General features: G+C 61.7%; 22 protein-coding genes. 16 read left to right on the top strand and 6 right to left on the bottom strand.

Going from position 1 to position 22871, the window contains the following annotated elements; all coding sequences use genetic code 11:
* Window positions 1-1647, bottom strand: a complete 1647-nt coding sequence (gene mdcA / locus P6U23_RS15870; protein WP_407180651.1) for a malonate decarboxylase subunit alpha — start codon at window positions 1645-1647, stop codon at window positions 1-3.
* Window positions 1648-1848: 201 nt separating this feature from the next.
* Here mdcA and madL point away from each other — a divergent pair, with 201 nt between their 5' ends.
* Genes madL through P6U23_RS15885 form a run of 3 tightly spaced genes read left to right on the top strand, consistent with a single transcriptional unit; the run spans window position 1849 to window position 3785 of the window.
* A complete protein-coding gene (gene madL, locus P6U23_RS15875; protein ID WP_407180652.1) occupies window positions 1849-2286 on the top strand; it encodes a malonate transporter subunit MadL in 438 nt (145 codons plus the stop codon).
* Window positions 2287-2288: 2 nt separating this feature from the next.
* Complete coding sequence (gene madM, locus P6U23_RS15880) at window positions 2289-3047, top strand: malonate transporter subunit MadM (RefSeq protein WP_407180653.1); 759 nt, start codon at window positions 2289-2291, stop codon at window positions 3045-3047.
* Window positions 3048-3785, top strand: coding sequence for a GntR family transcriptional regulator (locus tag P6U23_RS15885; RefSeq protein ID WP_407180654.1), 738 nt, complete (start codon window positions 3048-3050; stop codon window positions 3783-3785).
* Window positions 3786-3794: 9 nt separating this feature from the next.
* Here P6U23_RS15885 and P6U23_RS15890 read toward each other — a convergent pair whose 3' ends face one another.
* Complete coding sequence (locus P6U23_RS15890) at window positions 3795-4415, bottom strand: nuclear transport factor 2 family protein (protein ID WP_407180655.1); 621 nt, start codon at window positions 4413-4415, stop codon at window positions 3795-3797.
* A gap of 318 nt (window positions 4416-4733) precedes the next feature.
* Between P6U23_RS15890 and P6U23_RS15895 the strand changes: the two genes are divergently transcribed.
* The 13 genes from P6U23_RS15895 to P6U23_RS15955 all read left to right on the top strand — a co-directional run bounded on the left by P6U23_RS15895 (window position 4734) and on the right by P6U23_RS15955 (window position 18080).
* Window positions 4734-5204, top strand: a complete 471-nt coding sequence (locus tag P6U23_RS15895) for a metallophosphoesterase family protein (protein ID WP_407181478.1) — start codon at window positions 4734-4736, stop codon at window positions 5202-5204.
* 164 nt (window positions 5205-5368) lie between these two features.
* Window positions 5369-6646 (top strand): MFS transporter, encoded by a 1278-nt coding sequence (locus tag P6U23_RS15900; RefSeq protein ID WP_407181479.1) that lies wholly within the window; start codon window positions 5369-5371, stop codon window positions 6644-6646.
* 129 nt (window positions 6647-6775) lie between these two features.
* Window positions 6776-7435, top strand: coding sequence for an HAD family hydrolase (locus P6U23_RS15905; RefSeq protein WP_407180656.1), 660 nt, complete (start codon window positions 6776-6778; stop codon window positions 7433-7435).
* Between the two features lie 9 nt (window positions 7436-7444).
* The gene (locus tag P6U23_RS15910) at window positions 7445-8398 is read left to right on the top strand and encodes a sugar-binding transcriptional regulator (RefSeq protein WP_407180657.1); all 954 of its coding nucleotides are present in this window, start codon (window positions 7445-7447) and stop codon (window positions 8396-8398) included.
* Between the two features lie 137 nt (window positions 8399-8535).
* Window positions 8536-9849 (top strand): ABC transporter substrate-binding protein, encoded by a 1314-nt coding sequence (locus tag P6U23_RS15915; protein WP_407180658.1) that lies wholly within the window; start codon window positions 8536-8538, stop codon window positions 9847-9849.
* Window positions 9850-9940: 91 nt separating this feature from the next.
* Window positions 9941-10813: a carbohydrate ABC transporter permease gene (locus P6U23_RS15920; protein ID WP_407180659.1), complete on the top strand. Its 873-nt coding sequence runs from the start codon at window positions 9941-9943 to the stop codon at window positions 10811-10813.
* 3 nt (window positions 10814-10816) lie between these two features.
* Entirely contained in the window at window positions 10817-11647 is an 831-nt protein-coding gene (locus P6U23_RS15925) for a carbohydrate ABC transporter permease (protein ID WP_407180660.1), read from the top strand.
* A 15-nt stretch (window positions 11648-11662) separates the two neighbouring features.
* Window positions 11663-12667, top strand: a complete 1005-nt coding sequence (locus P6U23_RS15930) for an ABC transporter ATP-binding protein (RefSeq protein ID WP_407180661.1) — start codon at window positions 11663-11665, stop codon at window positions 12665-12667.
* A gap of 14 nt (window positions 12668-12681) precedes the next feature.
* The gene (locus P6U23_RS15935) at window positions 12682-13455 is read left to right on the top strand and encodes an SDR family NAD(P)-dependent oxidoreductase (protein WP_407180662.1); all 774 of its coding nucleotides are present in this window, start codon (window positions 12682-12684) and stop codon (window positions 13453-13455) included.
* Window positions 13456-13483: 28 nt separating this feature from the next.
* Entirely contained in the window at window positions 13484-15133 is a 1650-nt protein-coding gene (locus P6U23_RS15940) for an FGGY-family carbohydrate kinase (RefSeq protein ID WP_407180663.1), read from the top strand.
* A gap of 20 nt (window positions 15134-15153) precedes the next feature.
* Entirely contained in the window at window positions 15154-16086 is a 933-nt protein-coding gene (locus P6U23_RS15945) for a carbohydrate kinase family protein (protein WP_407180664.1), read from the top strand.
* Between the two features lie 111 nt (window positions 16087-16197).
* Window positions 16198-17235: an aldo/keto reductase gene (locus P6U23_RS15950; protein ID WP_407180665.1), complete on the top strand. Its 1038-nt coding sequence runs from the start codon at window positions 16198-16200 to the stop codon at window positions 17233-17235.
* On the top strand, window positions 17235-18080 hold the full coding sequence (locus P6U23_RS15955) for an amidohydrolase family protein (protein ID WP_407180666.1): 846 nt from the start codon (window positions 17235-17237) through the stop codon (window positions 18078-18080). The genes P6U23_RS15950 and P6U23_RS15955 overlap by 1 nt, the downstream gene beginning before the upstream one ends.
* Before the next feature lie 11 nt (window positions 18081-18091).
* On the opposite strand, the gene P6U23_RS15960 is transcribed toward P6U23_RS15955, so the two are convergent.
* The 4 genes from P6U23_RS15960 to P6U23_RS15975 all read right to left on the bottom strand — a co-directional run bounded on the left by P6U23_RS15960 (window position 18092) and on the right by P6U23_RS15975 (window position 22747).
* Entirely contained in the window at window positions 18092-18949 is an 858-nt protein-coding gene (locus P6U23_RS15960) for a carbohydrate ABC transporter permease (RefSeq protein ID WP_407181480.1), read from the bottom strand.
* An 82-nt stretch (window positions 18950-19031) separates the two neighbouring features.
* The gene (locus P6U23_RS15965) at window positions 19032-20150 is read right to left on the bottom strand and encodes a carbohydrate ABC transporter permease (protein ID WP_407180667.1); all 1119 of its coding nucleotides are present in this window, start codon (window positions 20148-20150) and stop codon (window positions 19032-19034) included.
* A gap of 114 nt (window positions 20151-20264) precedes the next feature.
* Entirely contained in the window at window positions 20265-21890 is a 1626-nt protein-coding gene (locus P6U23_RS15970) for a sugar ABC transporter substrate-binding protein (protein WP_407181481.1), read from the bottom strand.
* A gap of 401 nt (window positions 21891-22291) precedes the next feature.
* Complete coding sequence (locus tag P6U23_RS15975) at window positions 22292-22747, bottom strand: RbsD/FucU family protein (RefSeq protein WP_407180668.1); 456 nt, start codon at window positions 22745-22747, stop codon at window positions 22292-22294.
* Window positions 22748-22871 lie beyond the last annotated feature (124 nt).

Here is a 22871-nt window from a genome sequence, read left to right on the forward strand (position 1 = left end):
TCACCAATTGCGAAACCGGCTGGGTGGGCGATAGAGCCCGCCGGATGCCAGCATGAGATCCTTGATCGAGCGAGCCGCGAGGAGGCTGCGGTCGGCGTCGAGCGGATCGATATCGAGATCTTCGGGACGTCGGATCACGCCGCGCTGCCGCAGCCGTTCGACAATTTTGGGATCTCGGGCCCGGCCGATCTCCGTGTAGCCCGCGACACCGCGTATCGCCTGCTCGCGCTCGTCGCTGTTTCGGCACAGAAGCAGATTGGCGATTCCTTCTTCTGTGACGATATGCGTGACATCGTCGGAGTAGACCATCACAGGTGCAAGATCGAGGTCGAGTTCGCGCGCGAGTTCGAGCGCGTCCAGCCGCTCAACAAAAAGCGGGACGTTGCGGTCACCGAAGGTCTCGCCAATCTGCACCACGAGCTTGCGGCCGCGGCGCAGCGGAGCGGGGGAGTCCGGTGCCGCCTCGGCGCCGGCTTTGAGCCAGGGCTCGCTTGGATGACGGCGGCCCCGTGGATCGGAGCCCATATTGGGCGCGCCCCCGAACCCGGCGATGCGGTTGGTCGTCACTGTCGAGCTGTGGCCCTCAAGGTCAATCTGGAGCGTCGATCCTATGAACATGTCGCAGGCATAGAGGCCGGCCGTCTGGCAGAAGGCGCGATTGGATCGCAGTGACCCGTCGGGCCCTGTGAAAAAAATGTCGGATCGCGCGGCGACATAGTCCTCCATGCCGACTTCCGATCCAAAACAGTGAATTTGCTCGACCCATCCGGATTCAATCGCTGGAATCAGCGTCGGATGCGGATTGAGCGCGAAGTGACTGCAGATCCTGCCCTTGAGGCCGAGCCGCTCGCCATAGGTCGGCAGCAGGAGTTCGATCGCGGCCGTGTTGAAGCCGATTCCATGATTGAGCCGACGCACGCCGTAGGGTGCGTAGATCCCCTTGATGGCGAGCATCGCCGTCAGGATTTGGGTCTCGGTGATGGCCGCGGGATCGCGGGTGAAGAGCGGCTCGACGTAGAACGGCTTGCCTGCTTCGACCACGAAGTGCACGAGGTCGCCGGGAATATCGACGCGCGGCACCTTCTCAACGATCTCGGTTACTTGTGCCACGACCAGACCGTTCTTGTAACTCGTTGCCTCGACCACGGTCGGGGTGTCTTCGGTATTGGGCCCCGTATAGAGGTTGCCGTCCTTGTCGGCGCTCACCGCGGCGATCAGAGCGACCTGCGGCGTGAGATCGACGAAGTAGCGGGCGAACAGCTCCAGGTAGGTGTGAACGGCGCCGAGTTCGATCTTGCCGCCGAACAGCATACGCGCAATGCGCGCCGACTGCGGACCGGAGTAGGAGAAATCGAGCCGGCGCGCGATGCCCTTTTCGAAGATGTCGAGATGGGCGGGCAGCACCACGCCCGACTGGACCATGTGCAGATCGCGAATGTCACCGGGATCGAGGTCGGCCAGGGCCGAGGCGAGGATATCGGCCTGCTTTTGATTGTCTCCCTCGAGACACACCCGATCGCCGCTCCTGATCACCGCTTTCAGGAACTGGGGAAGCTTCGGGATTGGGACGACCTTTCCTGCTGCGTGTCGCCTGCCCGCCGCCAGGCGCTCTCCCAGGGCCGTCTTTTGCATACCCCAATCGGTCATTCTCGCTCCTGGCATGCGCTGTCGGTCGCGTCCTGCCTATCTGTATGCATATTGCGGACGAATGTCAATTGGTGTATACACAAAGTCGATAATCACAATTATTTGCACACACAGGAGGAAATTCGAAATGGCAATGCATGCAAGTAAACGCTTGTCCGCAAAGGGATTTGCGAGCCATCGTCGACCGGGGAGGGCGCAATCGTGACGATCTCCGGCGTGGCACTGCTCGCGATCTGCACCTTGCTGGGTGTTCTGCTCGGCGACCTCCTTGGCGTGGCGCTCGGCGTCAAAGCCAATGTCGGTGGCGTCGGCATTGCGATGATGTTTCTGATCGGAGCCCGGCTCTGGTTGGTGCGACGTGGCTTGCTCAGCCACGGGCTCAAGGCCGGTGTTGAGTTCTGGGGCAGCTTCTACATCCCGATCGTGGTCGCCATGGCCGCACAGCAGAATGTCGTCGCCGCGGTGGAAGGTGGTCCGATCGTGATCATTGCGGGAATCGGCGCGGTCGTGGTGTGTTTTGCGATGGTTGCCCTGATAGGTCGCCTCAGCGGTCCTGTTGAAACGATGGACGAGATCGAGGCGCGGGAGGCCGGCGCGGTCGCCGACGCCGTGGTCGGGCTTGGGGCGGGGAGGAATTGACGATGATGTCGCACGTCCTCATCGCGAATTCACTTTTGACAGCGTTCGCCGCCGTCGGGATCCTGATGTGGCTCTCCGGAGCGATCTCCAGATACCTCACCTTCGGGCGTGTCCACGGATCGGCCATCGCGATCATGCTGGGGCTTGCGCTGGCCTTCTTCGGAGGTGTCGCAACCGGCGGTCAAAACGGTGTTGCCGACCTGCCGGCGCTGGCCGGGATCGGTTTGATGGGAGGGGCGATGCTGCGGGATTTCGCTATCGTCGCCACGGCCTTCGAGGTCGATATTGTCCATGCGCGGAAGGCGGGTGCGATCGGCGCGGTCGCGCTTGGATTGGGAACGATCCTGCCGTTCATCCTCGGCGTTCTCGTGGCTGCAGCGTTCGGCTATACCGATGCCGCCTCGCTGACGACGATTGGAGCCGGCGCGGTCACCTACATCGTCGGACCGGTGACGGGCGCCGCGATCGGAGCGCCTTCACCGGTGATTGCGCTTTCGATTGCGACAGGTGTATTCAAGGCAGTCATCGTAATGGTCGGCACGCCTTTCGTCGCGACGATGATCGGTCTCAACAATCCACGCAGCGCGATGGTGTTCGGCGGATTGATGGGGACGGTCAGCGGCGTTTCGGGAGGTCTCGCCGCGACCGACCGCCGTCTGGTGCCTTACGGTGCGTTGACCGCGACATTTCACACCGGCTTGGGATGTCTGGTCGCACCGTCCGTCCTCTATTTCGCGGTGCGCTCGATTACAGGAAACTGAATGACACGTTTGTTTGAAGTCGCGGCCGAAGCGGAAGAGGATGGGGGCCTTCTTCTCTCCGACCGCATCCGCAACGCGCTGACTGACGAGATCGCATCCGGCGCACTCGCTGCCGGTTCAGCATTGGAAGAGCAACAGCTTGCCGATCGCTTTGGGGCTTCGCGCACGCCGGTGCGCGAGGCTCTTCGCCAACTCGTGGTCAGCGGCCTGGTGGAAGTGCGCGGACGTCGCGGCGTCGTCGTTGCGCGGATGACACCCGAGCGCATCATGGACATGTTCGAGACCAGCGCGGAGGTGGAGGCCATGTGCGTCAGGCTTGCGACCTATCGCATGACGCCGCTCGAGCGCAGCCATCTGATCGAGCTTCACGAAGCCTCGCGGGCCATGGTCGAAGCGAGCAATGTCGACGCCTATGACGCGTTCAACCGAGAGTTCCATGAATGCATGTACCGGGCGACGCACAATTCTTTCCTGGCCGAGCAGGCGCAAGCTGTCCGTTCGCGGCTCAGCGGCTTCCGCCGCACCCAATTGCGCCAGGGCGATCGTATCAGGCGGTCCCGGGAGGAGCACGAGGCCATCATGCAGGCGATCGCGGAGGGCGATGGCGATACCGCGGCGCGTCGCATGCGTGCCCATATGCTCAATGCCGCCACGGCGCTCAGGCGCTATATCGATGATCGCTTCGGCGGAGCGGGATCTCGCGGAGAGGCCGATAGCTCGGGGCCGGATCGTGTCTAGCTGACGAGACTATGGCAATGGCTCTCCGCGCAGCCAGTGCTCACCTAATGCGTACAGGGCTTCAACTTCCGGACCTTTCAGGCCCGGCATGTCCTTCTTGACGGGATATCCGATCTGAGACTGCAAATAGGCCAGATGGCGATAGCCGACTGGGAACTGCGAAAGCAGGTTGTCGTCGAGCTTCAACGAGGCGCTGGGATCGACCGGATCGATCCGGTCCTTCTCATAGATGGGTTGGCGCAGCACCAATCCCCAACGACCCCGACGCTTCTCCAGGAAATCATAGAAACGCCCGGTGCAAACGACGTCGCAAAGAACGCCATGAACCTCGGCTCTCTGGGAGATCGTCATCTTGGTCTGCGCAATCGCGCGCTCGCCCGAAAGATCGATCGAAGTGCCGCCAAGGAAATGGAGAATGCTGACGCCCCGATTCCAGCCTTGGATGGACGCCTCGATGAACTCGTCCGCCGTTCCCTGTTTCCAGGTGGCATTCATGCGCCCGTCATCGTGCCACACGGTTCGAAAGCGTTCCCAATCGCCGGCATCACGCCAGATCGCCCAGTTCTCGATCAAGTCGCGAATTGAGCGCCGGTCTCTCTCTTCCGAAGGAGCAGTGGCTTCGCTGGTCATTGCTTGGACTCCCGTGTTAGATCCGAAAAACTGAACTTGCCTCGTCAGGGGAGGTTTCGCCATGTCCACGCGATGTCCTTCTTGTCGCAAGCGGGCGCTTCCGTGGCGCGGGTTTGGTGTCTTCGTCCAGCCGCTGCATAATCGTGCAGGATGATATTGCGGCTGGCAAGCTCGTGCCGGCGCCGATTGATCGGCGGCCGGCCGCGATTGATCATAACCATTGCCGACCAGAATCGGGGCTTGATTGCCGGTGAAGATCAACGTGCTCTGGCCGTCGATTCGTTATCGTTGTCCATCCAAGCAGGGACGCTGGTTCAGGTGCGAATTGGAGTTATTTCGGACACCCACGGCCTCTTACGTCCAGAGGCTGTGCAACGCCTCGCCGGAGTAGCGCAAATCATCCACGCCGGCGATATCGGTCGGCCGGAGATCATTGCCGAGCTGCGCCGAATTGCGCCCGTGATCGCGATCAGAGGGAATGTCGATACGGGGCACTGGGCGGAAGGTTATCCCGAGACCAGGATGGTAAAACTCGGTGGGCGCTCGATCTACGTCCTGCATGACATCCATCAACTGCAGCTCGATCCGGCATCGAGCGGAGTTGACGTGGTCATCTCTGGCCACTCGCACCGGCCCCGGATCGAAACCATCGGCGGTGTGCTCTATCTTAATCCAGGAAGTGCAGGGCCCCGGCGCTTTAACTTGCCCATTACTCTTGCAACACTGGAGCTGAGCAAGAGCGGGCTGCGGCCATTCCTTCACGAGCTTGGTTCTGCCGGCACCCGCTAGTCTGGTCCGGTCCGTTGTGCTCGAGTTCCATATCCAGCGGTCAACAATCGCGACTGCCAGGTGGACATGGGGCAGTGGCGTCCTTATGCGTTGTCAAATACCCGGGGAGCGGCAATATGCTGCTCTATCGAAACACGAGTGCGGGACGGAAATTGTCGCTGAGTATGGACGGCACCAAAGGGTTCAGCGTGAAGCGCGCCGCATTTGCCGCGACCATCGGCAATATGCTCGAGTTCTACGACTTCATCACCTACAGCTTCTTCGCGATCCAGATCGGGCACACCTTCTTCCCCTCACAAAGCGAGTACGGCAGCCTCATGCTGTCGCTCGCGACCTTCGGCGCCGGCTTTATCACCCGACCGATCGGCGGCATCGTGCTCGGTATCTATTCCGATCGCGTCGGCCGACGGCCGGCAATGATGCTGAGCTTTGCGTTGATGGGAGGTGCGATCCTGGCCATCTCGCTCACCCCATCCTACAAGGCGATCGGTCTTGCCGCGCCGATCATCGTGATAATAGCACGCATGACACAGGGCTTCGCGCTCGGTGGCGAAGTCGGGCCCACCACCGCCTATCTCCTTGAGATCGCCCCGCCGGAACGCCGGGCGCTGGTGGTATCGTGGCAGCCGACGAGTCAGGAGATCGCCGCGACCGCCGGTGCATTGGTGGGCGTGATCCTCAGCAAGACCATGACTCCCGAGGCGCTCGAAACCTATGGTTGGCGCTTGGCATTCCTGATCGGGGCGGTCTGTCTGCCGTTCGGGCTTTGGATGCGGCGGGCTCTGCCGGAGACGATCCCGCAAAATGAATCTGGTGCCGAGCGCGAGACCTCGAACCATCTCGTGCTGGCGCGCCGGCACATCCGTGTGATCGTACTGGCCCTGATGATTTTGGCGAGCGGGACGATTGCGACCTATGTGACGCAATACATGACGACCTATGCGCAGAACACGCTGCATGTGCCGTCGTCTCTGGCCTTTGCCGTTTCGCTGGTGAGCAATGGTCTTCAGATCGCCGGCGCACTCCTGGGAGGCTGGCTTGCCGACCTCCTGGGCCGCAAGCCGGTGATGATCTGGCCCCAGCTCATCGCGCTCCTGCTGACCTATCCGACCTTCGTGTGGATCGTCCATGCGCCCGGCGCGCTGTCGCTGCTGTTCGGGTTTGGCGTATTGTCGCTGATCGGATCACTGCCGTTCACTGCTTTTTACGCGACCTTCACCGAGGCGCTGCCGCAAAACATCCGCGGTGGGGTGTTCGCCACCGTTTACGCGCTCGCGATCGCAAGCTTTGGCGGCACCGCGCAGCTCGTCGTCACCTGGCTGCTTCACGTTTCAGGCGATCCGCTCGCGCCGTCCTGGTATCTCCTTGCGGCGGCGATGGTCGGACTCATCGCGATGAGTTTGATGCCGGAGACTGCACCCGCGAAGGTAAAGCGGACCTGAGCTTTGCAAGGCCCAAGGGGCGAAAAAGCTGATCCGCGCGGCATTGGGAACGGGCCCGTACGATCGGAAGTGGCCGGATAGAAGGCCTGGGCTATTGCTCAATCGCTGAGCATATGATCCGATGGCGGGATGACGTTCGGCTTTCCAGAACCTGATCTGATCATCTTCGACTGCGACGGCGTGCTCGTCGACAGCGAGGTCTTGAGCTGCAGGTGTCTGTCCGACGTCCTTGCGCAGTGCGGGATTGAGCTCAGCGAGCACGATACGCTCGACTTGTTTCTTGGGCGAAGCACGGCCGCGGTCTTGCAGCACTATGACGGCCGTCTCGTTCCTGAGGACTTTCTGGCGGCGCTCAAGGCCCAGGTGTTTCAACAATTCAGGCGTTCGCTGCGGTCCATTCCGGGCGTGAGCGGGGTGATATCGCAGCTTACCATGCCGTTTTGCGTCGCCTCCTCGAGCGATCTCGACCGCGTCCGCCTGTCGCTCGCGCTGACCGATCTTGCGCGCTACTTCGGCGACCGGCTGTACACCGCGCAGATGGTGGCGCGCGGCAAGCCCGCGCCCGATCTCTTTCTTCATGCGGCGGCGCAAATGCAGGCCGATCCGCAACGCACCTTGGTGGTCGAAGACAGCGTCAGCGGCGTCAGCGCGGCAAAGGCTGCGGGCATGATGGTGTGGGGATTTGTCGGTGGCAGTCATTACCGCTCCCGCGATGGCCGCAGCATGCTGATCGACGCCGGCGCCGATCGCGTTTTCGATCAGATGGCGAACTTCTGGAAGGGAGCCTAGCGGACCACCATGGCTGCGCCCGAGAATGAAAAGTCCCGTCTTGATGATGCCGCGCGCGCCGGCTGGCTCTATTTCATCGCCGGTCATACTCAGGATGAGATCGCGAAGATGCTGCAGGTGTCGCGCGCCTCGGCCCAGCGCCTGGTATCGTTGTGTCTTGCGGAGCGTCTGATCACCTTTCGGCTCGAACACCCCATCGCGGCATGCATGGAGTTGGCATCGCAGCTAAGGGACCGCTTCAACCTCGTGCACAGCGAGGTGGTGCCGACCGATCCGGCGGCGCCGAACACAACCGCCGGAATCGCGGAACGCAGCGCCAATCTGCTCGATCTCACCCTGCGCTCCGAGACGCCCGTCATCGTCGCCTTGGGGACGGGGCGGGCAGTGCGCGCTGCCGTGGAACGGGTCACGCCGATCGAGAGGCCCAATCACCAGATCGTCTCCCTGGTCGGAAATATCTCGGCCGACGGGTCGGCGAGCTTTTTCGATACGGTCGGGCGCCTTGCTGATCGCACCGGTGCCCGCCATTACCCCATGCCGCTGCCGTTTCTGATGTCGTCGGAAGACGAGCGCAACCGTATGGTCCGGATCGAGCCGATCGCCAAGGTCAAGGCGATCGCTGCCAAGGCCGATCTGCGCCTGGTCGGCATCGGCCAGATGGATCAAAAGGCGCAGGTGCATGTCGACGGCTTCGTCACCCGCGAAGAACTGTTCGAGATGATGCGACTGGGCGCCGTGGGTGAGGTGACCGGCTGGGCCTATGACGAAAAAGGCCGGCTTATCAAGGGCGGGACGAACAAGCGTTTGACCAGCATTCCTCCCCAGGCGCCGGCGCAGACGACGACGATCGCCGTCGCGGTCGGGGCCGCCAAGGTCGCTGCAATCCGTGCCGCGTTGATCGGACGTCTCGTCAACGGTCTCATCACCGACGAAGCGACGGCACAGGCCATCCTCGATCGATAAGCCTCACGCACCGCAGCAGATCATACGTTGTCGCGGCCGGAAGGGCTGGCGTCGGCTTGACAAATTCGAGCGGTTGATGTGAACATACGCCCAACGCGTGGGCATATGCTCAAAGCACGCGACTATGGGAGGTTACCGTGAAAAACGTCCATGGCGCCCTTCTGGGCGTGGCTGCGCTTTTGCTTTCTGCCCCCTCGATCGCCCAGACCACCCTGACTATTGCGACCGTCAACAACGGCGACATGATCCGCATGCAGGGACTGACGGGCGAGTTCATCGCCAAGAATCCGGATATCGCGGTCAAATGGGTGACCCTTGAGGAAAATGTCCTGCGCCAGCGTGTCACCACTGACATCGCCACCAAGGGCGGCCAATTCGACGTGCTGACCATCGGCACTTATGAAGTGCCGATCTGGGCGAAGAAGAATTGGCTGGTTCCGCTCGACAATCTCGGTGCGGATTACGACATCGCCGATCTGCTTCCCAAGATCAGGGATGCGGTGTCGGTGTCCGGAAAACTCTATGCCGCACCGTTCTATGGCGAGAGCTCGATGACGATGTACCGCACCGACCTGTTCCAGAAGGCCGGGCTTACCATGCCGGAAAATCCAAGCTGGGATTTCGTGATCGATGCGGCGAAGAAGCTGACCGACAAGGAGGCCGGCGTTTACGGCATCTGCCTGCGCGGCAAAGCGGGCTGGGGCGAGAACATGGCGTTTCTGACCGCGATGGCCAACTCCTACGGCGCGCGCTGGTTCGACGAGAAGTGGCAACCCCAGTTCGACAAGCCGGAATGGAAGAAGACGCTATCGGTCTATGTCGATCTGATGAAGCAGGCCGGCCCGCCCGGTGCAAGTTCGAACGGCTTTAACGAGAATCTGGCGCTGTTCAATGCCGGCAAATGCGCGATGTGGATCGATGCGACGGTCGCGGCATCGTTCGTGAGCAATCCGAAGGACTCGAAGGTCGCCGACAAGGTAGGCTTCGCGCTGGCGCCTAACGCCGGTCTCGGCAAGAATGCGAATTGGCTTTGGGCCTGGAATCTTGCGATCCCGGCTGGCTCGAAGAAGGTGGAAGCCGCCGAGAAGTTCATCGCCTGGGCGACGGGCAAGGATTACACCAAGCTCGTCGCGTCCAAGGAGGGCTGGGCCAACGTGCCGCCGGGGACACGTACATCGCTGTACCACAACCCCGACTATCTCAAGGTTGCGCCGTTCGCCAAGCTGACCTTGGCCTCGATCGACGCGGCTGATCCCAACAAGCCGACGGTCCAACCTGTACCCTATGTCGGAGTGCAATACGCGGCGATCCCGGAATTCCAGGGCATCGGCACGGCCGTCGGCCAGCAATTCTCGGCGGCGCTGTCGGGTTCGACCACGGTTGATGCGGCGCTGGCGGCTGCGCAATCGTCGACCGAACGGGAAATGAAGCGCGCCGGCTATATCAAATAGGCGGCCAACGTCAGCTCACTCTCCCGAGCTGAGCCTTGCGGCCATCCCGTCGGATGGCCGCTCTCTCTCTCCCGGGCGGGCGGAGGCATTTATGGCGACCAGACAGACGCAATTACTTGCGCGGACCCTGCTGACGCCGGCGGTTGCGCTGCTGTTCGTCTGGATGATCGTTCCGCTGGCGCTGACCATCTACTTCTCGACGCTGCACTACAATCTGCTCGAACCCGAAACCCAGCAATTCGTCGGTCTCGAGAACTTTCGCTACTTCCTGACCGATCCCGCTTTCCTTGCATCGCTGCAGAACACACTGGTTCTTGTCGGCTCCGTGCTGGGGCTCACCGTCGCGCTTGGCATTCCGCTCGCGCTGTTGCTTGACCAGCCGGTCGTCGGCCGCACCATTGTCCGGCTGATGGTCATCGCGCCGTTCTTTGTCATGCCAACCGTGAGCGCATTGGTCTGGAAGAATCTGCTGATGCATCCGGTATCTGGATTGTTCGCCTGGATTGCGAAGCTGTTTGGTCTGGCGCCGATCGATTGGTTCAACGATGCGCCGCTCTTTGCCATTATCCTGATCGTCTCCTGGCAATGGCTGCCGTTCGCCACGCTTATTCTGCTCACGGCGCTGCAATCGCTCGACGAGGAGCAGAAGGAAGCCGCCGAGATGGATGGAGCCGGTCCGCTGTCGTCCTTCATCTACATCACGTTGCCGCATCTGGCGCGACCTATCACGGTCGTCATCCTGATCGAGACAATCTTCCTCCTGACCGTCTTCGCCGAGATCTTCGTGACCACCGGCGGCGGCCCCGGACTGCAGACCACCAACATCGCCTTCCTGATCTATTCGCAGGCGCTCATCCAGTATGACATCGGCAGCGCATCGGCCGGCGGATTGGTGGCCGTGGTTATCGCCAACATCGTGGCCTTCTTCCTTGTCAGGATGGTGGGCCGCAACCTGGAGGCCTGAGCCATGGCCCGCATGGCAACCAGGAGGCGTATAGCGCTCTCAACCATCGTCGCCTGGCTGGTCGGTTTCTTGATCTTCTTTCCCATCCTCTGGATGGTGCTGACCAGCTTCAAGACGGAGTTGGAGGCCTTCGCGATCCCGCCATCGTTCCTGTTCTTCGACTGGACGCTGGAAAATTACGTCACGGTGCAGGGGCGCAGCGACTATCTGCACCACGCTTTCAACTCGGTTGTCGTTGCCGGAGGCTCAACACTCATCGCCCTCTTGATCGCGATCCCCGCCGCCTGGTCGATGGCCTTCTCGCCGACCAAGCGCACCAAGGACGTACTGCTGTGGATGCTGTCGACCAAGATGATGCCGGCGGTCGGCGTATTGGTTCCGATTTACCTGATCTATCGGGACTTCGGCTTGCTCGACTCGTTAACGGGCCTCGTCATCATTCTTTGCCTTGGCAATTTGCCGATCGTGGTCTGGATGCTCTTCACCTATTTCAAGGAAATCCCTCGAGACATCCTGGAGGCGGCGCGCATGGATGGCGCAACGATCGGCCGCGAGCTCATCTATGTTCTGACGCCGATGGCCGTGCCGGGGCTCGCTTCCACCTTGCTGCTCAACCTGATCCTTGCCTGGAACGAAGCATTCTGGACGCTGAACCTGTCGACCTTGCAAGCCGCGCCGCTCACCGTCTTCATCGCATCCTATTCGAGTCCGGAAGGGCTGTTCTGGGCCAAGCTCTCGGCGGCATCGACGCTTGCCATCGCTCCGATCCTCGTGCTCGGCTGGTTCAGTCAGCGGCAACTCGTCCGCGGCCTGACCTTCGGCGCCGTCAAATAGCAGGAGGGCTTTGGAATGGGTCAGATCACGCTCCAGAACGTCCAGAAGGCCTTCGGGCCCGTTCACATCATCAAGGGCGCCAACCTGGAAATCGCCGACGGATCGTTCGTCGTGTTCGTCGGCCCGTCGGGTTGCGGCAAGACGACGTTGTTGCGGCTGATCGCAGGTCTCGAGGACGTCACCGACGGCAAGATTTTCATCGATGGCAAGAATGTCGTCGCTGTTCCGCCCGCCAAACGCGGGCTGTCGATGGTGTTTCAGTCCTATGCGCTCTATCCGCATATGAGCGTTCGCGGCAACATAGGGTTCGGGCTGAAGATGGCCGGCCTGCCGAGAGCCGAGATCAGCCGTAGGGTCGAGGCCGCGGCCGCGACCCTTAACCTGACACCCTATCTCGATCGGAAGCCGCGGGAGCTGTCGGGCGGCCAGCGTCAGCGCGTTGCGATCGGTCGCGCCATCGTCCGCGAACCGAAGGCATTTCTGTTCGACGAGCCGTTGTCCAACCTCGACGCCGCGCTGCGCGTGCAAATGCGGATCGAGGTCACGCGGCTGCAGAAGCAACTCGGCACGACGGCCATCTACGTCACGCACGACCAGGTCGAAGCGATGACCATGGCGGACAAGATCGTCGTGCTCAATGCAGGCCGTGTCGAGCAATATGGCACGCCGCTCGAGCTCTACGAAAAACCGGCTAATCTGTTCGTGGCCGGCTTCATCGGCTCGCCCAAGATGAATTTCATCTCCGGCGAGATCGCAGCAAAGTATGGTGCTGCCACGGTCGGTGTCCGCCCAGAACACCTGAGAATATCACGGGATGGCGAGGGATGGCCGGGAACGATCACGGTCGCTGAGCACCTGGGCAGCGACACTTTTCTCTATGTGGATGCTGGTCCGATCGGAACTCTGACGGCGCGTTACGTCGGCGAGCTCAGCCTGAGCGCCGGCGATCGTGTCGTGCTGTCGCCGGAGCCGGCGCGCCTTCATCGTTTCGACAAGGACGGCAATTCGCTGTGGACATAGGCAGGAAGACGAAGATGTATCTCGAGAAATTCAAGCTACCGGGCAAGATCGCGATCGTGACGGGCGCGGGGCAGGGGATCGGATTCGCCTGCGCCGAGGCACTGGCCGAAGCCGGAGCAAGGGTCATCATCGCCGACCGCGATGCAACGATCGCGAAGACCGCGACTGGCGCTCTGACGGGCAAAGGATACGAAGCAGAGATGGCGCAGATCGATGTGACGGACTCGCGTCGCGTCTCCGAACTCGCCGATGAGCTGGTGTCGCGCTATGGCCGGGTCGATATCCTCGTCAATAATGCCGGAATTGCACGAAGCGAAACGCCTGCCGAAACGGTCACCGACGAGCACTGGCTGAACGTCATCGACGTCAATCTCAACGGGACCTTCTGGTGCTGCCGTGCCTTTGGCAGGCATATGCTCGAGGCCAAGGCCGGAACCATCGTCAATATCGGTTCGATGTCGGGCTTTATCGTCAATAAGCCCCAGGAACAGTGCTATTACAACGCCTCCAAAGCTGCGGTGCACCATTTGACCAAATCGCTGGCGGCGGAATGGGCCGCGCGCGGCGTACGCGTCAATGCGGTTGCGCCGACCTATATCGAAACCCCGTTGAACGCGTTCGTGAAAGACAACCCCCGCATGTACGACGCCTGGATCGGCGGCACGCCGATGGCGCGGCTGGGCAAGGTGGAGGAGATCGCCTCCGTCGTTCTGTTCCTGGCGTCCGAGGCCGCAAGCCTGATGACGGGAAGCATCGTTCTTGTCGATGGCGGATACACTTGCTGGTAAGCTTGCGTCAAAACTGACGGGAGCGAACATGCGGCAGGCCTTCATCGGCATAGACGTGGGGACGTCCAGCACGCGCGCAGGGATTTTCGATGAGAAGGGAGCCTTGCTCGCAACCGCGAGACACCCGATCGCGGTCTGGCATGAGGCGGGCGACATCGTCGAGCAGTCGTCCTCCGATATCTGGGACGCCTGCGCGGCTGCCGTCCGTGGCGCCATGAGGGAAGCGGCGATATCCCCCGACCTCGTGAAGGGTCTCGGATTTGATGCGACCTGCTCGCTGGTGGTGTTGGACAGGGGTGGGCGGCCGCTCAGCGTCAGCGCTTCCGGTGACAACAGGCGCAATGTCATTGTTTGGATGGACCATCGCGCCGTCGCCGAAGCGCGGCTGATCAACGAGACCCAGGACGATGTGCTCCGCTATGTGGGAGGTGCCGTCTCGCCCGAGATGGAGATGCCCAAGCTGCTGTGGTTGAAGCGGCACCTGCGCGAAAGCTTCGATCGGGCCGGTCACTTCTTCGATCTGGCCGATTATCTCTCTTTCCAAGCAACCGGATCGCTGGCGCGCTCCACCTGCACGGTCACCTGCAAATGGAACTATCTCGCACATGAGCAGCGCTGGAGCGCACCCTATTTCCAGCGGATAGGCCTTCGGGAATTCGTCGCCGACGCGTACCTGAGGATCGGCACGACAATCCTCGCTCCAGGTACGCCGCTCGGCTCGGGCCTGACCGAGGCGGCTGCGCGGGACCTCGGCTTAAATCCGGGAACGCCGGTCGGTGCCTCTCTGATCGATGCGCATGCGGGTGGATTAGGCGCGATCGGAGGGCGGGATGATTCGGGTGCAACCGCGGATGTCTGCGACCGCCTGGCCTATATCATGGGGACCTCCGCCTGCATCATGGCGACGACGGCGGAGCCATGCTTCGTGCCCGGCGTCTGGGGGCCTTACTACTCGGGCATGGTGCCCGGATTTTGGTTGAACGAGGGTGGGCAATCGGCCGCGGGAGCCGCAATCGATCATCTCGTCCGGTCGCATCCGGCACATGAAGAGGCAAGCGCTGCGGCGCGGCGCGAGGGCGTCGACATCATCGCGTTTATCGAGAAGCGGATCATGGAGCGTGCGGGAAACGCGAGCGAGGCTGCGCTTCGCGCGCGCGACATTCACGTTCTGCCGGAGTTCCTTGGCAATCGCTCGCCTTACGCCGATCCCGATACCCGCGCGGTGATCGCAGGCCTCGATCTCGATACCGACATCGGCGCGATCGAGCGCCTGTTTGTCGCCGGATTGTGTGGACTTGCTTATGGCCTCGCTGATGTCGTGGACGCCTTCAGGGCGCAGGGGGTGGGCAGCAAGGTCATGGTCATGGGAGGCGGCGCAGGGCGCAGTCCGCTTGTGCGGCAGATCATGGCGGACACGACGGGGCTCACCGTGGCACTGCCGCAAACGCCGGAGCCGGTGCTGCTTGGCGCGGCCATGCTCGGCGCAGTCGCCGCAGGAGCTTACGCCTCGCTCGGCCAAACCATGGCCGCGATGTCGGCACTCGGTCGCCTAACCGAACCGGCTGCGCCGGGAATGGTCGAATTTCATCGCAGGAAGCGCGAGGTGTACGGGTTGCTGCGCCGGCTTGATCACGCAAGCCGCGGGGTGATGCGCGGGCTCGCTATCAGCAGCGGCTGAAAGATCGGAAGGCGGGAAGAATGATACTGAGCTGTGGCGATGCGCTCATCGACTTCGTGCCCGTTACCGCTACCGATGGACGCGAGGCGGTGCGGCCGGTGGTCGGTGGATCCTGCCTCAACGTGGCCGTGGGGCTTGCACGGCTTGGCGCGCCGACCGGTTTTGTCGGCGGCATCTCCAATGACCTGTTTGGTCGCATGATCGCGGAGCACGCGTTGGCCTCAAACGTCGACCTTCGCTACGCAACCCGCAGCGAGCGCCAGACCACGCTGGCCTTCGTGCGAATGGTCGCCGGCGAGTCCCAGTACGCGTTTTATGACGCGCAGACTGCATCGCGCGAGTGGACCTATCGGCACGGAGCGATCGAGTTCGCAAGCGTCGATGCCGTTCACGTGGGATCGACGACACTGGTCAACGAGAGCGGAGCCGCGCAGACCGCCGCAATGATCGCGGAGGCAAGGCAATCGGCCACGATATCGTTCGATCCGAATTGCAGGCCAAACCTGGTCAGGGACAAAAGTATCTATCTCGACCGCATGGGCGCATTTGCCGACAGTGCCGACATCATTCGGATGTCAGATGTGGATTTCGACTATCTTTACGGGAACGAGGTGTACCCGGCCAGGGCGGAGGCGTTGCTGGCCCGGGGCTGCAGCCTTTTTGTGATGACGCGCGGGATGGAGGGCGTTCAGGCCTGGCATCCAACGGCTGGATTCATTGAAGTCGAAGCGCCCACCGTCACGATCGTCGATACGATTGGCGCTGGCGACAGCTTTCATGCGGCGCTCCTGTTCGCGCTGCATAAGCAGAACAGGCTCGGCAGGGCCGAACTGCAGGATATCGGTGCGGACGAGCTTCGGCGCGCTTTGGCGTTTGCGTGCCACTGTGCGGCGCTGACCTGCACGCGAGTGGGGGCAGATCCGCCTCGCAGCGACGAGGTGGTTTGGAGATGAAAGCGTATGATGCGCTTCCTGATCGTACCGGGCTTGCGATTGAGGGAAGCGCCTTCGGGCAGCAAGACATGCCAGCGCAATTGGATGAATGAGAAAAGAAGGTCGTCTCACATGACTGTACTGTCCGCATTGCCACGCCGCGCCTTGGGCCGGACAGGGCTCAATGTCTCGGTCCTGGGGTTCGGAACCGCGCCGCTCGGTGACCTCTATGTTCAGCTCGACGACCGTGCAGCTATTGCGGCCGTGGAGCGGGCGTTCGAATTGGGGATCAATCTTCTCGACACCTCTCCGCTCTACGGGCATGGGCTCGCGGAACATCGCTGCGGCACTGCGATCAGGCGCGCATCACGCGAGCAGATCGTGGTCTGCACCAAGGTGGGACGTTGGATGGATCCGATGCACGGGCGGGGTGATGGGTCGGGCTTCGTTGGCGGGCAGCCGCATCGGGCCGTGGTCGACTATTCTTATGACGGCACCATGCGTTCGGTGGAGCAATCGCTGCTCCGGCTTGGGACCGATCGGCTGGACCTGCTGCTCATTCACGACGTCGACATTTGGACCCATGGCGCCGATGCAATCGAGGAGCGTTTTCGCGAGGCAATGGCCGGAGCCTATGTGGCACTGGACCGGCTGCGGGGCGAGGGCGTCGTCGCGGGTATCGGAGTCGGCGTGAATGAGGCGGAGATGTGTGTGCGCTTCGCAAAGGCGGGATCGTTTGATGTGATGTTGCTGGCCGGGCGCTATTCCCTGCTGGAGCAGCCGGCGCTCACTCATTTTCTGCCGCTCGCCCAGCAGCAGGGCATCGGCGTGCTGCTCGGCGGTGTCTTCAATTCGGGTATCCTGGCGACCGGGGCGGTCAGTGGCGCCAAGTACAATTATCGCGATGCGCCGCCTGAAATTCTGGCCAAAGTGGCGGAGATCGAGCGCGTTTGCGCGGCCCATGGCGTTGCCTTGCCGACGGCGGCGCTGCATTTTGCTCTGGGCCATCCGGCGGTGGCCTCCGTCGTATTGGGAGCGCAGGCGCCGCAGGAGCTCGAGCGCAACGCGGCTGCACTCTCTACCAACGTGCCGACCGCGCTTTGGGCCGATCTGAAGGCCGCGCATCTGCTCGATGCCGATGCGCCTGTTCCGCCAGCCGGATCGCGCTGATGCGGATCGATGCGCATCATCATGTCTGGACTCTCGCCCGCGGCGACTATGGTTGGCTGACTCCCGACCTGGCGCCGATCTATCGCGACTTTCATCTTTCGGACCTCGCCCCGCATCTCTCGGCGGCCGGCATCGAGGGAACGATCCTGGTGCAGGCCGCGCCAACCGACGCGGAGACTAGAGTTCTGCTCGATGTCGCTGAAGGAAGCGAGATTGTGCGCGGCGTTGTCGGCTGGACCGATTTCGATGCCGCGGACGGCGTGGCGCGGATCGATGCGCTCGCGACGCAACGGCTACTGGTCGGCTTGCGGCCGATGGTGCAGGACATCGCTGATGACGATTGGCTGCTTGGTCCGCATTTGGCGCCGCTGTTCTCGGCGATGGCGGCACATGATCTGGTGTTCGACGCGCTGGTGCTGCCGCGCCATTTGCCGCGACTGTTGCGGGTGGTCGAGCGCCATCCGAATTTGCAGTTCGTGCTGGATCATTGCGCCAAGCCGCGGCTTGCGACCGGCGACCTTGCGATGTGGCAACACGACGTCGCGCTGCTTGCCGAACGGCCGAATATCGTTTGCAAACTGTCGGGACTGGTGACGGAGGCAGCAAAGGACTGGCAGCTCGCGGATCTGCGCCAGGCCTTGGATCACGTGCGTGCCTGCTTCGGGCCGCAGCGCATCCTATGGGGAAGCGATTGGCCGGTGGTCAACCTGGCGGGAGGCTATGCAAAATGGTTCGCTGCCGCCGAAACCCTGCTGGCCGATCTGTCGGCCGGAGAAAGGGCAGGCGTGTTCGGCGAGAATGCAGCCCGCATCTATCTCTCCAAGCGAGGCCGGCCGGCGTTTTGACGCTCCATCCGCTATTTGCCCGCGCCTGTTGTCAGGCCGCTGACGATGTAGCGCTCGAGAAAGATTCCGACCAACACGAGCGGAGCGATTGCCGCGGTCGACAGTGCCGCCATTGACCACCAGTTGATCCCCTGCGAGCCGGTCTGGCTGGCCACCATGACGGGTAGAGTTTTCGCGTCGGTGCTCGTCAGCAGCGCTGCGAAGAAATATTCGTTCCAGCACAGCACGAGCGAGAGGATGAAAGCCGCTCCCATTCCGGGTACCGCGAGCGGCAGCACGATGCGAAGGAACGCGCCCCAGACCGACAGGCCGTCGACGAAGGCGGCTTCGTCGAGTTCGATCGGGATCGAGTTGAATTGGTCGCGCATGATCCAGATGACGATCGGCAACACCGTCAACGTGTAGAGCAGGATCAGGCCAAATCTCGTGTCGAGCAGCGATAATGCCTTGTAGAGTACGAGGAACGGCAAGGCCAGGACGACGGGCGGCAGGATCAACTGCGACATGAAGAAGAACAGGATGTCATCATTGCGCATCCAGGCGAACTTGTAGCGGAAGCGGCTAAGTCCATAGGCTGCCAGCGAACCGAGTATGAGCGCCAGCGTCGATGCGCCGACCGAAGTGATCACGCTATTTTCGAACCGGCTCATGAACTCGTCGCGGGCTGTGGACGTTCCCCGAAGCGTGTCCGGCGACAGTCCGATGGAGCGCCAGCCTTTCCAATCGGGCTGAAAATCCAGCCAGGGGATCAGGTGACCTTGCGTCACGTCAACGGCCGATTTGAACGAGGTGGTAACGGTCCAATAAATGGGAAACAGGCAGATGAAGGCCCAGAACAGCAATGCGCTGTAAATCAGCGCTCGGCTCAGGAGCCGCTTTGTCCTCCATCGGCTGCGATGCTTTCGGACCGTCGTTGCGGCTGGACTGAAGCTGGACAATCGAGCAACTCCCTTACACGACCTTCTGTGTCCAGCGCCTGGAGAGGCGCAGTAATAGGCTCAGGAAAACGACGATCAGGAGAAGATAGAAGATGGCGAGTCCGGTGCCGTAGCCGACGTTCGATCGATCGCGGTAAACGCGGTAAATGTAGCTCGAGACCGTGTCGGTCGCGCCGCCGGGGCCGCCCGCCGTTACGTTGATCACGATGTCGGCGAGCTTCAATTTGAAGATGATCCGGATGATGAGGACGGTAACGCTCACCGGCAGCATGATCGGAAAGATCACATGCCATAACGACTGCCAACCGTTCGCGCCATCGACCTTGGCCGCTTCCAGGACTTCCTTGGGCATCGCCTGCAGCCCGGCGAGCAGGATGATCATGACGAACGGAATGGATACCCACGCATCCATCGCCTCTATGCTCAGCCGCGCAATCCAGGGGTGCGCGAAAAATGCCGGATTGTCCCATCCCAGAGCGCGCGCCAGCGTGGCCGCCGGGCCAAAGCGGTACTCCATGAGCGACTTGCCGATCATCCAGCTCACCGCAACGGGACTGAGCATCATGGGCAGCAGGAAAACGACGCGAAGGAACCTCCGCCCTCGTATCTCGGCGTTCAGCAATAAAGCCAATCCGAATGCGATCGCATACTCGCCAAGCACGGCCACCGTGTAGAAGACCATGTTGCGCAGCGCGTTCCAGTAATAATCGTCGTCGAACAATCCGATGAGATTGTTCAGGCCGTTGAAGTGCGGGCCTTCGAGCGAACTGAGATTCCAGTCCAACGTGGCGATGTAAAACCCGAACACCGTCGGAAAGATCACCACGGCAATGGTGAACAGGGCCGCCGGGAGCAGGAACAGCGCGCGTTGGCCGCGCTCGCCCCGGACCATGACCTGCCCGATCCCAAACGCGATCGCCCAGACAAGATAGGCGTAGAGGAGGGGACGCCAATTGACGAACCCGGCCGCGGTCGCGCCCGTCGCATGAAGGATTTGGATGAGCAGCACGATCAGGGCGCCCAGCGAGGCGACCGCAATCAGCGCGCGTCCCGCGCGCTTCCTTCCGACGAGCTGACGATGCGGTCGAGGTTTGTGGTGCCGGCCATCCGCAACGGCTGACGACTTCTGCATGAGGATCGCACTCTACCACATTGGGCCTGTCCCCTTGAGAGGGAATGGGTTCGGCTGGTGCCGCTAGGGCACCAGCCAAGCCTATGGTCTGCCGCCTGAGAGACGAACAGGAAACTAGACGCCGAGAGACGCCTTGTAGAGCGCAATCTGCTTTTCGCGACCGAGCTGGTCGGTCAGCTTTTCCCACGCCGCCGCGATGTTGTTTGCGCCGGTCTGCGCGTCGTACTGGCCGGCGAATATCTTCGTCAGCTCGTCCTCCGCTATGCTGTAGTATTGGAAGATGCCGGGAATGCGCGGCTCGACCGCCCGGTTCGGGTGATTGTAGGAGCCGAGCTGCGAGTTCAGATACGAGGTGATGTATTTCCGGTCGTAACCCGCCGCCACCCATTCGTCGATCTTGAAGTGGCTGGTGCGGTGGACTTGGAAGCCGGATGGATACATTACGGTCCAGAGCGACAGATCCTTGCCGCCGATATGCGCTGCGGCGCTCCACGCCGCCTTGTGTTTGCGCTCGTCGCCATTGACCCGTGCCATGACATAGATGCCCCAGCCGAGATAAGCGCAGTTCGGAGCATGGTTCGGGCCGCTCGCGAGCTTTTCCCATTTGCCGGTCTTGGAATTGTACACGTCGTCCGATCCGGGCAGAATGTCGAACCCGACGACGTCGCCGACCACGGACGTATCGCTCGCCTTTGCCACTTGGCCAATATCTCCCCACCAGGGGATCATCGAGCCAATGCCGGCCAGAAATTGCTGGAAGCCGGTGGTATTGGGATCGGCGTTGAGCTGATCGGCCGGCTCAGAGGGCAGTGCGTCGATGACATCCTGAGTGGCGCGAACCCAAGCGGGATTGTTGATGCGCGGCTTCATCGTGTCCACGTCAAACAGCCATGCCTTGTCGTCCGGATGCTTGGCATAGGCAGTGGCGCGGCTGCCCAGGAAATAAAAGCCAAACCCGCCCCATGGCTTCGGCGCATCAAGATAGCCGTAGGCATTCTGACCCTTGAATTTCTTGCCTTTGAGGAATTTGGTCACGGCCTGGACCTGCTGCCAGGTCTTCGGCACGCCCCATTCGCTCTGATTGCCCGCATCCTTCCAGGCCTTGGCAAGACCAGGGTCGGAAAAGTAGTCGGTCCTGTAATTGAAGTTGTGGCAATCGCCGTCGATCGTCACGCGATAGGTCTTGCCGTTCCAGGTTCCGACCGGCGGCTTCAGGTAGTCGACATAATCGTCGATATCGATCTGCTTCTTCACCCAATCCGGCATCTCCGATGCCAGGCCCTTGCCGCACACATCGCCCTCGAATGGCGCGCCCATTTCAAGGATGTCGAAATCGACCGTTCCGGTCGCGATCGCCTGTTGCAGGCGCGGATTGTAGTCGGCCTGGGCCAGGTCGATCCAGGAAATCTTCGCGCCCGTGTAAGCTTCCCATGGTTTCAGGAAACCACGGAAGAGCAGGTTATGGAGATTTTGATTGTTGAGCCCCATGAAGGAGAGTTCGACACCCTTGAACTCTCCCGCCTGAACGTTCGCCTTGGTGGGGCCGAGGCAGAGCTCGCCCACCTTCTGCCAATCAGCGTCAGTGGGAGCACCTTTACCAACGCCGGGGATTTGCGAAATCTGCGCGCGCAGATTGTCCTGCGCCAGCGCACGGCTGGTCAACGCACCGAGACCGCCGGTTGAACCCAAGGCTGCTGCGCCCACTGCTCCTTTGAGGACAGCGCGTCGGTTCGGTCGCATTTGGGGATGCTGATCGCGCTCTTGCTGTTCCACCACGAAACCTCCCTGTTCTCATGTTTTCGCCGCCTGAGCACCGTTCTGAAGACATGACGCTCGCGGACTTGTTGCGCCTTCCGCTTCGGTTGCGTAACGCGGACAGGGGTGACAGAGGCCTTTTCGAGTATGCAGCAGGCCTTATCCAAGTCAACGATCGCGGTCGCAGAGTGCATTGGGTACGCGGCACATCGTGGCCCTATGCGGCGCTGCAAGATAGGTAGAGGTCTGGTATCCGCCGAGATCGCTCGGGGTGCACGGATGCGTTTGGCAATGGCGCGAGGCCCGGACAAGCCTGGCTCTCGCGCGATGAGCCGCGAGCATGAGGGCGCCTCGGCCGCTCGCCGGCCTCCGGTCGATACGTTCAGCTAGGCCGCGTCGGGCGCGATGACGCCCTTTTTGAAGACAAAGCAGCCATAGAAGCGGCGTTCGCCGGTTTGAATGACGCAATAGGCCTTTTTTGCGAGTTCATAGAAGGCAAATCGCTCGATCGACCCCATTGGATATGGGCGCCCCTCTGCCGCATCGATCTCCTTCTGCACCTCGGCCTGGACAGGGGGAACCTCGTCGGGCTGGCCGACGATCTCCATCCGCAAGACCGCCTTGTCGACAAAGGAATCGAGCGGCAGCACCGAAAGTATCGCACGCGCCGCCCGGCCCGCGGTGACGTTATCGATCCGAAGAAGTCGTCCCAGCCCGCTCTGGCGAGCGATCGCATCGGCCGGAAAATTCGCATCGCAAAGGACGAGGTCGTCACCATGTCCCATGGCCCGCAACGCGTAAAGAACATCCGCATTGAGAACTGGATCGATCGTTTTAAGCATGCTGCCGCTCTCTCGCACCCGACGGGCTTTCTTGGTGGATTGACTGCTCCGCCCATTCGCTGTCTCTGCCAACTATAGAACATGGATTGCCCGAACAGCCAGCCCGATACACCCGAGCGTGCAA

The organism is Bradyrhizobium sp. STM 3562 (genome assembly GCF_045571435.1).
Lineage (GTDB): Bacteria > Pseudomonadota > Alphaproteobacteria > Rhizobiales > Xanthobacteraceae > Bradyrhizobium.